11 protein-coding genes are annotated in these 16,690 nt (G+C 31.8%); 10 read left to right on the top strand and 1 reads right to left on the bottom strand.

What is annotated here, in order from left to right; all coding sequences use genetic code 11:
- Positions 1-159 precede the first annotated feature (159 nt).
- Complete coding sequence (locus tag ACVC43_RS04890) at positions 160-2,406, bottom strand: FUSC family membrane protein (RefSeq protein ID WP_452223568.1); 2,247 nt, start codon at positions 2,404-2,406, stop codon at positions 160-162.
- Positions 2,407-2,591: 185 nt separating this feature from the next.
- Between ACVC43_RS04890 and ACVC43_RS04895 the strand changes: the two genes are divergently transcribed.
- From ACVC43_RS04895 to ACVC43_RS04940, 10 genes are all read left to right on the top strand, one after another.
- Complete coding sequence (locus tag ACVC43_RS04895; RefSeq protein ID WP_452223454.1) at positions 2,592-3,683, top strand: sensor histidine kinase; 1,092 nt, start codon at positions 2,592-2,594, stop codon at positions 3,681-3,683.
- Between the two features lie 8 nt (positions 3,684-3,691).
- A complete protein-coding gene (locus ACVC43_RS04900; RefSeq protein WP_452223455.1) occupies positions 3,692-5,020 on the top strand; it encodes a sigma-54-dependent transcriptional regulator in 1,329 nt (442 codons plus the stop codon).
- Positions 5,021-5,567: 547 nt separating this feature from the next.
- Entirely contained in the window at positions 5,568-6,872 is a 1,305-nt protein-coding gene (locus ACVC43_RS04905) for a Glu/Leu/Phe/Val family dehydrogenase (RefSeq protein ID WP_452223456.1), read from the top strand.
- Positions 6,873-6,892: 20 nt separating this feature from the next.
- A complete protein-coding gene (locus ACVC43_RS04910; RefSeq protein WP_452223457.1) occupies positions 6,893-7,312 on the top strand; it encodes a GreA/GreB family elongation factor in 420 nt (139 codons plus the stop codon).
- A gap of 11 nt (positions 7,313-7,323) precedes the next feature.
- On the top strand, positions 7,324-7,743 hold the full coding sequence (locus ACVC43_RS04915) for a hypothetical protein (protein WP_452223458.1): 420 nt from the start codon (positions 7,324-7,326) through the stop codon (positions 7,741-7,743).
- Between the two features lie 21 nt (positions 7,744-7,764).
- A complete protein-coding gene (locus ACVC43_RS04920; protein ID WP_452223459.1) occupies positions 7,765-8,154 on the top strand; it encodes a hypothetical protein in 390 nt (129 codons plus the stop codon).
- 149 nt (positions 8,155-8,303) lie between these two features.
- Positions 8,304-9,134 (top strand): universal stress protein, encoded by an 831-nt coding sequence (locus tag ACVC43_RS04925; protein ID WP_452223460.1) that lies wholly within the window; start codon positions 8,304-8,306, stop codon positions 9,132-9,134.
- A 582-nt stretch (positions 9,135-9,716) separates the two neighbouring features.
- Entirely contained in the window at positions 9,717-10,211 is a 495-nt protein-coding gene (locus ACVC43_RS04930) for an OmpH family outer membrane protein (RefSeq protein WP_452223461.1), read from the top strand.
- The gene (locus ACVC43_RS04935) at positions 10,180-10,794 is read left to right on the top strand and encodes a hypothetical protein (protein ID WP_452223462.1); all 615 of its coding nucleotides are present in this window, start codon (positions 10,180-10,182) and stop codon (positions 10,792-10,794) included. The genes ACVC43_RS04930 and ACVC43_RS04935 overlap by 32 nt, the downstream gene beginning before the upstream one ends.
- Before the next feature lie 4 nt (positions 10,795-10,798).
- The gene (locus ACVC43_RS04940) at positions 10,799-16,684 is read left to right on the top strand and encodes a hypothetical protein (protein WP_452223463.1); all 5,886 of its coding nucleotides are present in this window, start codon (positions 10,799-10,801) and stop codon (positions 16,682-16,684) included.
- Positions 16,685-16,690: the final 6 nt, after the last annotated feature.

Consider the following 16,690-nt stretch of genomic DNA (forward strand, 5'->3'; position numbering starts at 1 on the left):
AATACATTAAAAATAGATAAATTATTGATTTTAAGTACTTTATGAAATGCGTATTTTATCGATAAAATGCGTTTATTCGATTTTGCAGACTTAAATAATAAACTTGTTGCTAATACATATATAGGACACTACTTTAGTAAATTTTTTAATACTATTAATTTAAAAGTAGTCTACATTAAATTTAGAAGTAATCTTCAACATTTTTTCACTCAAAGCATATAGCCAATAAAGTTGCTCCCAAATTAAGTGTACTTCTTTGTGCGACCGCACATTGTCTGTCTGTGAAATAGCATCATTAGTAAGTTTGTCTATGGAAAACCCAAGTTTTTCAGCTTTATAGTTTACTTTTTTAGCTTCAGCATTTTTAACGGGATTTTCAAAATTAATAGCCTTTAATTGGAAGCAAACCGTGTCGAGGTTTTTCTGTATTTTTTCTGAAATTATTTTAAATTCTTTTGATGCTTCCGTTGTTTTATGATTCTGAATGTAGGCACTTAGCGACGATAGAGATGCTAAAAAACTCTGATTAATTTCTACAAGTTCGTAAATATGGTCTATGTGATTTTGTTTCGACTTTGGCTCTTGTGCCATACGCTGAAAGGCAGCGCTTAAATTAGACATCTGTAAAAAAGCTTCTTTTCGGTTTACTTTTAAGCTGGTTGGCACTTCTCCTTTTTGTTGATAATAGCTACTTAGAGATTTAAAAAATGCGGTATTGGCTTTTAATCCATCTTTAATAGTATCGCCAATGTCCATAAAAGACCAGGCTGGTAACAACCATCGCATGGCTAAATAGGAGAGTCCAGCACCTATTAGCGTATCGATAACCCTAAATTGTATTACTTTTAAAATATCTGGCTGTAAAATGGCATAGATAAAAATTACACTCAAGGTGATAAAAACAGATGCTGTTTTATAATTTTTTTGTACCATAGAAAACGCAAACACCAATGAGAGTACGCCTAATGCACCATAGACATAAGGATGATCTATTAAAAACACCAAGCCACTGGCTAAAACTGCGCCTATTAGTGTGCCAATAATACGATCTTTAGAGCGTGTTTTTGTTAGACCATAACTTGGTCGCATAATTATAATGATGGTTAATATAATCCAATACGGATTTTGTAAATCGAAAAACAAACCAATACCATAACCCAACATTACAGTAATGGCAAGACGTAAAGAATGTCTAAAAATTGTAGACCTAAAGCTTAGGTTTCTAAGTATTAATTTAGGGTCGTAGTTTTGTACGCCAATAAAGCGTTTAAGTTTGTCTTTTTCTATAAAATGACTTGAGTTTAATTCCGGATTTCCTAAAACCCATTTTATTTTTTTAATCTTCTCAGATTGTTTTTTTTGATAGTCTAAATAATTTTGAAGCATTAAATAGCGTTCATAATCTTCAGGATTTTCATTGGTTTTAAATGCCGAAATATCCTGTTCAAGCGTTTTAAATAGCGAAGGAAGTACAGTACTTGAAGACAATTGTTTCGGTTTATGAAAATGGTTTGCAATCCCACGTAGTTGATTGGATAATTCTGCAATTAACTTTTGAAAATCGGTTTTAAACTTAGGATACTTTATAAAAAGTTCATCCATTTTATTGTAATTCACTGGATTTGCAATAGCCGTTTCTAACAATTCTACTAATTGAATAAATAGTAGCAAACGTCTGCTTTGGTAATTAGTTTTACCAGAGCTTTTTCTATATGAAATTAAAATCTCGCGAATGGTTTCGTGACTTTCAGTCAGCTCCACCTGTAAGGCCATAAGTTGCGTTTGTAAATCAGTTCGGTTTGGTTGTTCACCTATAAGTTGTTTTCTAATATCTAAAAAATCTGCTGTTTTTATTATAATTTCGGTTAGTGTTTCCTCGGTTTCAGCCTTAGGGTTTATATAAAACCATACGGTAGATAACAGTAAATACCATAAGCCACCAACGCCAATTAGCAAGGCATATTCATATACTTTTAATGTGTCTGAAGTGTGCGCAAAGCTCAAGACCAAAGCCAGTAAACCCGAAAAACTTATAAGCGAAGCTCTAAATCCATAAATGGAAATAAATGCTATACAAAAAGTAAGCACTCCTAAAAGCGGAAAAAGAAAGAGGTTAGAAATATGAAAGTAGCCTCCAATAAAACTAATGATGACCACTAACAATGCAGAAAATAAAATGCCAATCTGTTTGTGTTTTAAACTACCGCTAACATCACTTGGCGTACACCAAAACGCACCAAAACATATGGCAAGACCAATATCTAAATGATCTGTTGCAATACCTAAAATAATAGGAATGGTAACCGCAATGCCAATTAAAACAGCTTTAGAAAAGTTCGTGCTTTTTAAGAATTCTAATAATTCTTTGGCGTTATTTATTATAAAATTTAAAATGGGAATCGAAATTTAGTTGGTTACTTGCAAAGATACAATTAGAATTGTGAAGCAAACTGTTTAAAGAAAGACAAACGTCGCATTAAGGATATAATTTTCAAATTTCAATTTAGTTATTTAGCTTATCTTTAAATTAATCTTATAAAAATATAAGAACATAGACGATAGATTATGAAGTATAGAGAAAACAGCATTTTATGAATAATACAGAACAAGCCTTAAAAGAGCGTATAAAAGAGTTAACCTGTCTTTACGAGGTGTCTTCCATTATTGGTAATGCGAATGTAGAATTAATTGAAGACACGCTTAAAGCGATAGCTTTTAGCTTAAAAAAAGCGTTTCAATATCCAGATAAAACTATGGTTCTTATAAATTATGAAGGGCAATCTGTTTTTACTCAAGCGTTTATTAATGATGATTTAAGCATTCAATCAGATATTAAAATTTTTAATAATGTAAAAGGCGAAATACTTGTAAAATTAAATACTAATAATTCAAAATCATTTAATTTTTTAAAGGAAGAGCAACTCCTTTTAGATAATGTTGCTTTAAAAATTGGTAGCTTGTTAGAGCGCATTGAAATTCAAAAAAATGAAACTTCCTTAAAACGCCAGATGGAGCATGTAGATCGTCTTGGTATTTTAGGCGAAATTACAGCAGGAATAGCTCATGAACTTAATACACCTTTGGCTAATATTTTAGGTTTTGCAGAATTGCTTAAAAACGATTTGGGCAATAATAATCCAGCTACAAGCGATATTGATAAAATTATAAATAATGCCATATTTTCCCGAGAAGTCGTAAAAAAATTAATGTTTTTTGCTTGCGAAATGCCTCAGGAAATGAAACGTATTAACCTTGTGCCACATTTAAAAGATGCCATTAATTTATTAGAAGCTACTTTTAAAAAAGAACAAGTAAAGTATATTATAAAAATAGAATCTAAAGAGATTTGGTTAAAAGCAGACCCAATACAACTCACACAAATTATTTTTAATTTATTAATAAATGCCATTTATTTTTCACCTAAAGAAGGATTGGTTTTAATTGAGGCTTTCGAAACCCAAAAAGAGGTTGTTCTTAAAATATCAGATGAAGGTAAAGGCTTTGCAGCTGGCGATTTAGAAAAAGTGTTTCAACCGTTTTTTACTACCAAACCAACTGGCGATGGCTCTGGATTAGGATTAAGTGTGGTTCATGGCATAGTGGCTTCGCATAAAGGCACAATAACAGCAGAAAATAGCATTAAAAAAGGTGCTATATTTACCATAACACTTTCTAAAAATTAATTTTAGCAATGCAATTACGTAAAGAAAATATACTTATTGTTGATGATGATGTTAATATCTTAGAATTATTACAGCGTCATCTTCAATCATGGAATTATCACACATTTAAAGCCATTTCTGTAAAGGAAGCTGTTATTATTTTACGTGACACTAAAATCGATTTGTTGATTACCGATTTAAAAATGCCTGAAGTTGATGGTTTCGAACTTATAAAATTTGTTTCAGAGCATTATCCAAATCTTCCTAAATTGGTTGTTACTGGTTATCCATCGGTTCAAGGTTCCTTAGTGGCTATTAAATCTGGAGTGGTCGATTATTTAACCAAACCGTTTACAAAAGACGAATTAAAAACGGCTTTAGATAAAACGTTAATTCCTTCCGAAGATAAAACAGAACATTTTAAGTCATCTTCAGAAGAAAAAAATAAAGCCTATGGCGAAATTATTGGTAACTCTGAAAAAACAAAAGACATTATTCAAATTATAGAACGCGTAAAAGACAACAAAGCCACCGTTTTTATTAAAGGTGAAAGTGGTACAGGTAAAGAGTTGGTGGCACGTGCTATTCACTATCAGGGTAAATTTTCCAGAGCACCATTTATTGCTGTAAATTGTGGCGGTATTCCAGAAAACCTATTGGAAGCCGAGTTGTTTGGGTATTTAAAAGGTGCATTTACAGGTGCAGAAACAAATAGAGAAGGCTTTTTTCAAGCCGCAAATGGAGGCACTATTTTGTTAGATGAAATTGGCAATGCTTCATTAGCAGTACAATCACGCTTGTTACGTGTGCTACAAGAAAAAGAAGTGGTAAAAGTTGGTGCTACAAAAGCCGTAAAAATAGACGTTCGTATTATCGCAGCTACCAATAGCGATTTGCGCGACATGATAAAAAAGCAAACGTTTAGAGAAGATTTGTATTACAGGTTAACTGTGGTGGAGATTAATGTTGCGCCATTAAGAGAACGAAAAGATGATATTTCAATATTGGTCGACAAATTTCTCTTTAAATATGGCATAGAATACAAAGATAGATTTGTTAAAATTTCTGCGGAAGCTTTAGATGTTTTAAAGCGTTACAATTGGCCAGGCAATATAAGAGAACTCGAAAATGTCATACAACGAGCGGTGATTATGTGCGATAAAATTGTTGAGGTAGCCCATTTACCAGAACATTTAAAATATGTTCTTAATTTTTCAGATGATAAGTTATTACCATTAAAAGTAATTGAAAAACAATATATAGAAAAAGTCTTACGTGCCACAGGAAATAATAAAACAAAAGCAGCAGAAATTCTTCAAATAGACCGAAAAACCATTCGTCAAAAACTTTCAGAATAGTCATTTTTCACTGATACATTTTTACTCAGTTGGGTACTTTTGTACCACTTCAATAAATATTAAAAATTCTCTTATTACATTTAAAACCCTTTGTTTATAAGGGTTTGCTTGTTTATGCGTATTAATGGCATATCCATTGGCACTCAGATTGCCTTTTGGTATGTGAATAACATTAATAGTTTAATTATGAATCACTTTAATATTTGTCCCAGTTGCATACATATTAACTCGTGTGTGTTAACAGCCCAAAAGGACAAGGTTTGGTCTTGTAGTGAGTTTGATGATATCGAGCTAAACAAGGAGGATTTACAACCATCCTTAAAACAAGAACGTATACTGGAGTTAGTTTAACAAATTTAATACTAAAGACTATGATTTTTAAAACAATAATAACAGCAATAACAGATAAAATTTCAAGAATAAGAATGTCTAACAAAAGAACAATGAGACATCAATACCTTATTAATAAATATAACGAAAGATCGATAACGAACAGATATTTTAGTTAGAAATCTTAACAGAACTATAATTATAAACCTATTATATAATGACAACATTAACAGCAGATTTAAAAAAAGCAACCAAAAAACTACCTGTAAGAGGTATGATGGATAATGTAATGGAGCAATTTAACAGTGCTGCAGACCAGATTAATTTGCACCCAAATATTAGAAAAATTTTAAGCATTACTAATAATGAGATTGTAGTAAACTTTCCTGTAAAAATGGATAATGGTGAAGTAGAAATTTTTACTGGGTATCGTGTACAACATAATAACGCATTAGGTCCGTATAAAGGCGGTTTACGTTACCATCCAACGGTTGATATAGATGCTGCAAGAGCATTAGCTATGTGGATGACTTGGAAAACCTCACTGGCAGGTTTGCCTTATGGTGGAGGTAAAGGAGGAATAAAAATAGACCCTTCAAAATACTCACAAGGAGAATTAGAGCGTATTACAAGGCGTTTTACGTTTGCGCTGGCAGATAATATTGGTCCGGAACACGATATTCCTGCACCAGATGTAAATACAAGTAGCCAGACTATGGCCTGGATTGCAGATACTTACATGAGTACGCGTCCGCCAGCAGAACGTACTGCAAATCAGCACGTGGTTACAGGAAAGCCAGATGGAAGTGGCGGATTAGAAGGCAGAGATAGAGCCACTGGTTATGGTGTGTATTTATCAATAAAATTTTGGGCAGAAAAAAATAAAGCGGGCTTAAAAGGCAAAAAATACATCGTTCAAGGTTTTGGTAATGTTGGTTTTTGGGCAGCACATTTCTTAGAAAAGGATGGCGCCATTTTAGTAGGAGTTCAAGATGCTTTTGGTAGTATACAAAACCAAAAAGGGATCGCTGTTAGTGATTTGTTTAAGTACATGCAAATTAACGAGGGTAGTATAGTAGATTTTCCAAATGCGACACCTGTAGATAAAAATAAATTTTTCAGTTTAGATTGCGATATCTGTATTCCTGCAGCATTAGGAAACCAGATAACTAAAGAAAATGCCTCCAAAATTAAAGCAACGCTTATTGCAGAAGGTGCAAATGGTCCTACAAATGTTGAAGGCGAGAAAATTTTATTAGAAAAAGGAGTGACCATTATTCCAGACATTTTATGCAATTCTGGTGGAGTAGTAGGTAGTTATTTTGAATGGCTGCAAAACCGAAATGGAGAAATCTGGCAATTGGATGAAGTTATGGCAAAACTGGATAAAAAGATGAAAGAATCTTTTAATAAAGTGTATGATTATGCTAAAAAAGAAGATTTAGATATGCGTACAGCTGCCTTTTGTTTAGCGATAAGACGTATTGAAAAAGCATACATACAACGAGGAATTTTCCCTTGATAATTTTAAAAAATAAAGATATGAAATACGGAAGTTTAATATTAGAAAAGAAAGAGTATGTCTATTTAAAACGCATACTCAATATTTCTGGCTATGTAGAAGATCATGAAACACAAAGGTGCTTAATGCATTTATACGAAGAGTTAAAAACGGCTCACATTGTAGATGAAAAAGAGGTGCCTAAGGATGTTATTAGATTTAACAGCATGGTAACATTGGTGTTAGAAAGTGGCATAGAGAAGCAATTACAAGTTGTAATTCCAGTGGATAAGGATATAAAACAAAACAAAATTTCTATTCTTACACCAATGGGATCTGCTTTAATAGGCTATTCGAAAGGCGATACTATTTTGTGGGATTTTCCATCTGGAGAACAAGAGATAAAAATCATTGATGTCACTCAGGAAGAATCCCTTATTGGACTTGATTTAACCATTTAAAATTAAAAATTATGAGAACTTTAAATACAGAAATCTACAATCACGATACGAATGTAGATGTCACGCATAAAATCAATACAATGGAGTTAGATAATTGGATCAATCATCTAAAATACATCAAGAAAGAATTAGTAAATTTAATTGGGATATCCAGCAAAGATCTAAAAAACAAATTGGATGATGCTAATGTTGTAGCACGTTTTCAGAAAAAACAAGTTGAAAATGAAACACTTTTAAATGCGCTTCAAAAATATTCTAATTCAAGATCTAATATTGTAGAATGTGAAGACGCTCAATGTGATATGGTTTACATTACAGAACACGAAAGTTACCGAAGAAGCTATTTATATCATTTAGATAAATACAGAAGACTTAAAGATGAGTTTTTTAGTAAAGTTCAGGGCAAGTTTAGTTTGTTAAACATACATTAATTTCTTTTTATACGGTAGCATTTGACATCAATTACAATACATAAAATAGATGCGCATAGAAGACTGTGCATACAAAAAGATTTAAGAGAGTTAAATACTTGGATGAGAATGCTCGAATCTTTTAATAGCGAATTAGATCATTTGTCCATCATTGAAAAACAGCTGTTAAAAGACGTATCGGTTTCGAGTACAATTCTGGCGATGCGCAGAAAAAATGCGTTAAGTATGGCAAATTTTTGTAAATACGAACAAGAGCTTAAAACCGAATTTGAATATGGAAGGGTAGAATATGATATAAACAGGCTAAAAATACACGAGCAAAAACGAGATACCTATATACGTTTTGTTGAGGAGTGTACCACGTTTAGAATTAAGTTTTATATGCTCGTTAGAAAGTACCAAAGTAAATAAGATTTTAATAAGGAAACACAGAGTTTAAAATTGATGAATAGCATATATAATAGTCCTTATTAATTCTTGTGTTTTAACAACCGTGAAAGAGCAAATTTTTCACGGTTACCTTAACAAAAGTCAAATTAATCACTTTAAATATAAGCAAGATGAAAAAGATTTTAATTCCAACAGATTTCTCACTTAACTGTTACCAGACTGTAGATTATATTACCAAACTTTTTGCAAATGAGTATTGCGAATTTTACTTCTTAAACACGTATACTTACAATGCATCAGGTTTAAATGCAATTGAAATGCTTCATGCCGATGATGATTGGTTCGATAAACCTAAAAGAGAATCTTTACAAAAATTAGGAAAATTAGTAGCGCGTTATACACTTACACCTAAAAATGATAAACATGAGTTTAATGCCATTTCTGAGTATATGAGCCTTGTAGATGGTATTAAAAAGACTATTGAGGAAATAGATATAGATTTAATAATTCTTACAAGTAGCGTAGAAAAAACAGCAGGTAAGAATATTGAAAGTATATTAGAAAAAATTAGATCTTGCCCAATATTAGTCGTTCCGCCACATGCATCTGTTAATAATGGTGTTTACTTAACTATTGCTTCAGATTTTAAACAGAAAATTAATACAATAGAGATAGGTAAATTCGTTAAAGCATTAGAAAACACAACTATTAATATTGGTATTTTAGTTTTAGAAGAACAAAATACGTTAACAAGTGATGCAGTAGATAATTTAGAATCGTTAATTATCTTTTTAAAGTTAGTTTTAGGTAAACAAATAGATGTAGAATATATACAGCCAAAATTTCGTCTAAAAGATTATGCAACGTCTCACCTTGATGGGATTATGTGTATTATAGATAAAAAACCAGATTTGTTAAGAAAAATTGGTCTCTATAAATCTAAGGTTATCTCCACATTAAAAAAGTTAAATACGAGTACAGTATTAACTGTGCACCAATAAATGTGTTACCATTAAAAATCTTAATAATAAGATAAGATTTTTTGTTTCTTCAGTATGTTCATTTTTGTAGAAGAATCGAACAAAACTTTCAGTACTTGAGTTCTTCCCTAAAATGATATCTAAGATAGATATAGAGCTTAAAAAAAACTACTCTTTAAAAAGATTAAGAATTTTAAAACGTTTAACCAAAAAAACGATTTGTTTTAGCAAAATTTTCGCAATGTTAGACATGACATTGAAGCTTTATCTATTGGAAACCAATTGAGTTTTTATGCTTGAACATTTCAAAAATTGGGTCAAGGAGTCCAGCATAGATGGGTTACAATAAAGAAAGTAATTGATAGTAAAGCAGATATTTATATTTAGAATAGATATTTTATTATCATTAATTTTTTTGAAAAATAGTAATATATCGTAAATCTTCACTCCTATAATTAATTGTAATTATATCTTTAAATAAACCACTGAAATTCAGTGCTTTATTTCTTTTTTAATAAAAAAACAAGATATTTTTTTTATTAAAACAAGCCGCAGTTGCATTTTATGTGTATATTTAGGTAACCTAACCATTAACCACAATCATTGAAAAAATTACTTCCTTTAGTTAATTCTATAGTTATTTTAATAATTCTATGTCTTGTTTTAGTCATGTACTTTAACAACAACATTAAGACATTTTATGTAGATAATGTTGAGTTGTTTAATGAATTCAAAATGTCTAAAGAGATGAATGAATTGCACTCCAATAAAATTAAAAAACAAGCCAAAAAAGTAGATAGCTTATACCAATTGTTTCAAATGTCTATAAAAGAGAAAAAAGAAGATAAGCTTCTTCAATACAATTTACAGCAAGAGAATACTAAGTTAGAAGAATTCCAAGATTACTTTACAAATTCTGTTAGCGAACAAGTTTGGGATCGCCTAAACGGTTATATAATAGACTATGGGAAACAAAATGATTGCGATATAATTTTTGGTGCATCTGGTAATGGCAATATTATGTATTCTAAAGAAGATTTTAATATAACAAAAGATATAATTTCTTATGCCAATTCTAAATATGATGGAATTGAATAGATTTTATTTTGTTATAACAAGTATCTTTTTTTTTGTTTTTTCATGTAACAACGATAAAAGCAGTGAAACAATTGAAGATGTTAATTTAAGATTGAGTAATCTTTCAGACGGAGGTTGGAAAACAAAAAAAATAAACCAATATATTAATAATATAAATTATACAGCCACAGAAGTACCTATTGAATATTATATTATTAAACAAGAAGGATATAGTGATTTAAGAAAAATAGATTCCATTAGTAAGGCTAATAATAGTGAGCGAGTTGTGGAATTTCAATTTCATCATGATGAAGAAAAAGATTTGTTTTTAGACAAATTTACCAGTAAAAATTACGAAGAGACAGTAAAATATATGGCATTTAAAATTCAAAACGATTACTCTGTAGTTGCATCCTCAGGTGATACCATTAAATGCTCTGGAGCAATATTAGAAAGAAATTTTAAAGTAGCGCCGTTTAAAAGGGTGTTGCTTTATTTTGGGAATATTCCTGAAGATGATACCATTCAATTAATATATAATGATCAGTTATTTGGTAACGGAATAATAAAATTTAGTTTCAAAGAGAAACCACTTAAGTTATAAGAATATGAGCTTTAAAAAAGTAAGAAAAGGTAAGTTTACAAAAGTACTCGCTTGTTATTTAGCATTTCAATTAGTTATTACAATTGTTCAGCCAACAGCTGCTTATGCATTAACTAGTGGACCTTCGCAACCAGAATTTAACTCGTTCACACCTATTGGTACTTCAGATATGGTAAACCTCTCTAGTGGTGATTTTAATTATAATCTACCCATAATGGATGTGGGTGGTTATCCCATAAATTTAGCATACGACTCTGGGATAGCAATGGGCCAAGAAGCTTCGTGGGTTGGACTAGGTTGGAATATGAATGTAGGCCAAATTGCAAGAAATGTTCGTGGTATTCCAGATGATTTTAATGGTGATAAAATGATCTACGAAAATAACATTAGACCTAATAATACTTTTGGAGTAAACACGAGTTTAAGACTGCCAATTTTAGGTTTCGACACAGATGATTTTTTACCAGTTAGCTTAAGTGCAAGTTTAGGTGTAAAGTTTAATAATTATAATGGTATCACTTTTAACAGCTCCTTTGGCCCAAGTTTTGATATCTCTAATAATGTAGGGTTAAATTTTAATGTTGGGGCAACTAATGGAGAAGGAGCAAATGTGAATGCTAGTGTAAGTATAAAAGAAAAAGGAAAAGATAAAACAACCAGTGCTGTTAACGGGTTTAAAACAACTTTAGGAATTGGACTCAATTCTCGTCAGTCATTACCAACTTTTAACGCTAGCGTGACTAAACTAACTGGAGGTTCTAAATCGTATGTAAAAAATAAAGAGGTAATAAGAACTAGTGCTTCAGGCGCAGCAGAGGGTAGCGCAAGTATTGGATTATCGTTTAACGATAATATGCTATTTACGCCACAAAATGACTTGTCATATACTAATCTAAATTTATCTTTAAACTTGGGTTTTGGGGTGGAAATATTTGGTTTTGAAGGCGATGCTCGTATACAAGGTTGGGCTACACTACAAAACCTTCAAAACGATGAAAAAAATAAGCAAATTAGTGCTTTCGGCTATTCCAATACTGAAAACGGAGCTGTAGGTACAAGCATATTAGACTTTAATAGAGAAAATGATCGCACAGTAAGTGAACGAACAAATGTTTTACCATTAACTAATTACACCTATGACACTTATTCAGTTCAAGCTCAAGGTGCTGGTGGAATATTTAGACCATTTAGAAGTGAGGTTGGTACTATCTACGATGTAAATAGTGGCAACTTTGGAATAGGCGGTAATGTAGGTGTAGAATTAGGTGTAGGTGCGTATGCAGAGGGTGGTGTAGATGTTAAAATTAATGCATCAAACAGTTTTTCTGGTGTATGGAATACTCAAGCATTGAACAAATTTGTATACGATAGTGAAAATCCTAGTCAGGTAATTGGTTACGAACCTGTTTATCATAAAATGGTTGGAGAATTATCTGGGGATTCTCAAATTGATTTATTTGAGAATAAGATGTATGATGTCTCTCCACTAAAATTTGATATTGTTGGAGGAAAATTTAATAGAGAAACAAATAGCAAATATCAAGTAAAAAAGTATAATCCAGACTTGAGTATTAACTATGTAAATAGTTTAATAAATAAAGTTAAAAGAAATTCTCGTATTCCAAGAACGCAAACTGTTCAAATGATAACTAAAAAAGATGCAATCGCAGCTGGAGATGGCTTAATAAAAATTAATAGTTTAGCAAAAGACCATCATAATGCAGGTATTAAAATTATTAAAGGCGATGGTAGTCGTTATGTTTTTGGGGAAACGGCATATAATAAAACAAAGCGGGAAGTTACTTTTGCATTGCCAATAGGAAATAATAACCCAAATTGCGCAACAGGATTGGTAAGTTATTCGCCTGGAAGCACAAATAATGGCGTGGGAAATAATAAAGGTAAAGACCACTTTTTCAACGCAATAAATACACCTGCATATGCGCACAGTTACGCTTTAAGTTCTGTATTGTCTTCAGATTATGAAGATATTACTGGTAATGGACCTACTTTAGATGATTTGGGTGCTTATACAAAATTTAGTTATGTAACTACAAACGATTATAGATGGCGATCACCTTTTTCATCTAACAAAGCATTATATAATGCTGGACTAAATACAGAAGATGAAGACCAAAAAGCGAGTTACGTATATGGTACAAAAGAATTAAAGTTTTTAAAGAAAATAGAAACAAAAACCCACGTAGCTATATTTACTTTAAGTGATCGAAGTGATGCAATTGGAACAGCAGGTGAAAATGGTGGTCAAGGATCTGGTAGAATGAAAAAAATTGACAGTATCAGTCTGTATTCAAGACCTGAATATGATGCAAATCCTTCTACAGCAGAGCCTATAAAAGTAGCACATTTCGAATATGATTATCTATTGTGTAGAAACTTAGAAAATAACGATGGCACTTTTGTAGACGATGATAATGATGGGATTGAGGAGTCTACAGGTAAGTTAACACTTAAGAAAGTATATTTCACTTATAGAAATTCTAATATGGGTAAATACACGCCATATGAATTTAATTATAATGAATCGAACCCAAATTACAATTTAAAAGGTCATGATATATGGGGTTATTACAAAGAAAATACGGCAACAGGATGTAGTGTCACTTCAGGCCCATTAACCACAGCCGAATTTCCTTTTGTGGATCAAAACCAAATAAAAGAGGCAGCAGATAAAAATGCAAATGCTTGGACATTATCGTCTATTAATTTGCCTTCAGGAGGTAAACTCGAACTCGAAATGGAGTCAGACGATTATAGATATGTACAGGATCGCAAAGCAATGCAAATGTTTAAAATTGCAGGTGTAAATAATCAAAGTACTGGTAACCCTGGAGGAGAGATATTATATAATGGTACGGATCATAATTATTTTATGCATATTGAAATTCCTGATACTGGAATTACTCCTAATGAATTCAAAGAAAACTATTTATTAGATACAGAAAATGCTGGACTTGGATATATAGGTAGTGAAACTAACCCGCTTTACTTTAAGTTTTTACTTAATACAACGCAAAACGAATACGACTACGTTACAGGTTATGCGATTTTAGATACAGGACAAATAAGTATATATCAATCTAACGGTAAAACATATGCTTCGGTAAAATTTAAAAGTGTAGATAGAGAAGGTGGTATTTTTAATTCTGGAATACAAGTTAATCCAGTTTCTAAAGCTGGATGGTACTTTTCAAGAAAATATTTAAATAGACGCGTTTATGATTTACCAGATGCAAATTTTGATGGACCTGGAGATTTCCTTCAAGTAGGGCAAGCCGTTTTGAGTGCTTTTGGAAATATTGCTGAAATATTTCAAGGCCCAAATCAAGTGTTACAGCGCAAAAAAAATGCAAGAAAATTTATTGAAGAAAAATCTTGGGTAAGGTTATATCATGCTAAAGGCAGAAAATATGGCGGAGGATTAAGAGTTAAAAAAATTCAATTATTAGATAATTGGGATGTCATGACAGATAATCTTGATAATGAATTTTATAAAAGAAATTATGGACAGGAATATAATTATGATGATGATTTAGGTTTAAGCTCTGGAGTAGCAACTTTTGAGCCTAATGGCTCAAGAGAAAATCCTTTTGTTCAACCATTTTATGATGATGCACTGAGATTACAAGCACCTAAAGAATCTAACTATATAGAAAAACCATTAGGAGAATCATTGTTTCCTTCACCAACTATTACTTATTCTAAGGTTGTTGTTAAAAATTTAGAACGTGTGAATCAAGATGACCCTTCAATAGTTGTAAAGAAACATGCAACAGGGGAAGTTATTAACGAATTTTTTACATCAAGAGATTTTCCAACAATTACAGATCACACAGATATAACAAGTAGATTCGATACCAGTGGATTTATAGGAAGGTTACTAAAAGTGAAAACAAGAAGTACTATCGCATTATCACAAGGGTTTACAGTAGAAACTAACGATATGAACGGTAAACAAAAAAGTCAACGTGTAAAATCTGAGTCACAAGAACCGGGTGAGTATTTATCTGGAGTCGATTACTTTTACTCATTAGATTCAGAAAATGATAAAAAACTAAACAATAAGCTGCCAGTTGTAAAAACTGATGGAAAATTAGATAACAGTCTAATTGGTGTTCAGTATGACATGATTACAGACTTTAGGCGCAATACAACAGAAACAGTAGTTGGAGGTTTTGATGGAAATTTATCAGTATTATTAGGATTATTTGGAATTCCAATTCCATTAGGATTTGTTTTTCCAGTAATACAAACAGATAAAAACGATTTAAAGATGGCTACAGCTACAAAAGTTATACATAGAACAGGAATTATGACTAAAAAAGTGGCTTATGATTTAGGGTCTTCAGTAGAAACTGAGAATTTAGCTTTCGATGCGCAAACAGGCGATGTTTTACTTACAAAAACAATTAATGAATATGGTGATCACTACTTTAATTTTAATTACCCTGCAAACTGGAATTATGCGCAATTAAAATCTGCGAGCACAAATATTAATTTAAGTGGTAGATTAAATGCATCTGGTGAATTTCATTCTATTTTAAACCCTTTCAATACATCTTCTTCACATATAATTAATCATACACTAATAGAAGGCGATAAACTTATTGTTGACGGTGTTGGTGTTTTATGGGTTGCAGAGAGAGACGCTAATAATAGAGTAAAACTAATGGATGCCAATGGGCAAATACAAACGATTAATAATAGATCATTTAAAGTGTACCGCTCTGGCTATAAAAACCAACCAATGGCAAGTATGGCCTCTATTACAACACAAGAAAATCCTTTAGATTCTAATGGAAATGGTGAATTAGATAATGCAGACCATATAAATTATAATACGGATTTTTCACAGTTTAAAGTTGTTAATGCAAGTGCAATAGAATATAGTGATGCCTGGAATAGTCAATGTGAATTTAGATTACCTTACAATGAGGCTCAAGACTTATTTGATAGTGATGGTAATATTACAGATATAAATATGTTAGGCTTTAATCCATACATATATAATATTAAAGGAGAAACAAGAGCAATAAAATCTTACGCATACCTAACAGCCAGAAACAATGGAGCATTAGGGTACAACCCGCGTAAGGAAGGCTTCTTTAAAACTTTCACACCATTTTATAGGGTCAATAACTCTGGTACATGGAGTAAAGATACTACAAATTGGACCTTTGCAAGCGAAGTAACAAGATACAGTCCATACGGTGCGGAATTAGAAAATAAAGATGCCTTAAATCGCTACTCTGCTGCACAATATGGATATAGATATACTTTACCTACTGCAGTAGGATCTAACACAAAATATCAAGAATTAGCTTTTGATGGTTTTGAAGATTACGACTACACTCCAGATATATCTGGTACATCGACAGAGCCGGTAAATGCGCATTTTGGGTTTAATGATGAGTTAACTAATGAAATTATAATAACAGAGAAAACCTCACATACTGGACGTTCGAGTTTAATGGTGCCAAGAAATCGTAATGTGTCCTTGCTTAAAAACCTAGATGGTTATAACGAAAACCCTTGTGAAACAGTACCTAGTGGAATTCTGGTGCTTCTAGACGACTCTGGAAGTAATCCATGCTCAAAGACATATTTAATTAGAGCTAATTGCACTTTAGTAGAGTACGATGTTAACGTAGACCAGACTGAAACTTTTATTCGTGTATTTGATAGAGATGGTAATGAACTGGCAAACATTACTAATTCATCTGCAAGTAACGGAAGCATAAATCTTCCATTTAGCCAAGACGCTTTTGTCGAAATAGTCTCTTGTCAAGATGGCACACCAGATAATACTTATATAGACCTAAAGTGTAATTCGGCAAGTTGCACGCCTGTAAGATTTGACTTAAACTAAAATAGT

It is taken from the genome of Lacinutrix chionoecetis (genome assembly GCF_053604665.1).

Bases quoted from the DNA above. Each gene is read 5' to 3' on its own strand.
- ACVC43_RS04940 (WP_452223463.1), top strand. From the start codon at position 10,799: ATGAGCTTTAAAAAAGTAAGAAAAGGTAAGTTTACAAAAGTACTCGCT.
- ACVC43_RS04915 (WP_452223458.1), top strand. From the start codon at position 7,324: ATGAGAACTTTAAATACAGAAATCTACAATCACGATACGAATGTAGAT.
- ACVC43_RS04895 (WP_452223454.1), top strand. From the start codon at position 2,592: ATGAATAATACAGAACAAGCCTTAAAAGAGCGTATAAAAGAGTTAACC.
- ACVC43_RS04905 (WP_452223456.1), top strand. From the start codon at position 5,568: ATGACAACATTAACAGCAGATTTAAAAAAAGCAACCAAAAAACTACCT.
- ACVC43_RS04910 (WP_452223457.1), top strand. From the start codon at position 6,893: ATGAAATACGGAAGTTTAATATTAGAAAAGAAAGAGTATGTCTATTTA.
- ACVC43_RS04925 (WP_452223460.1), top strand. From the start codon at position 8,304: ATGAAAAAGATTTTAATTCCAACAGATTTCTCACTTAACTGTTACCAG.
- ACVC43_RS04935 (WP_452223462.1), top strand. From the start codon at position 10,180: ATGCCAATTCTAAATATGATGGAATTGAATAGATTTTATTTTGTTATA.
- ACVC43_RS04900 (WP_452223455.1), top strand. From the start codon at position 3,692: ATGCAATTACGTAAAGAAAATATACTTATTGTTGATGATGATGTTAAT.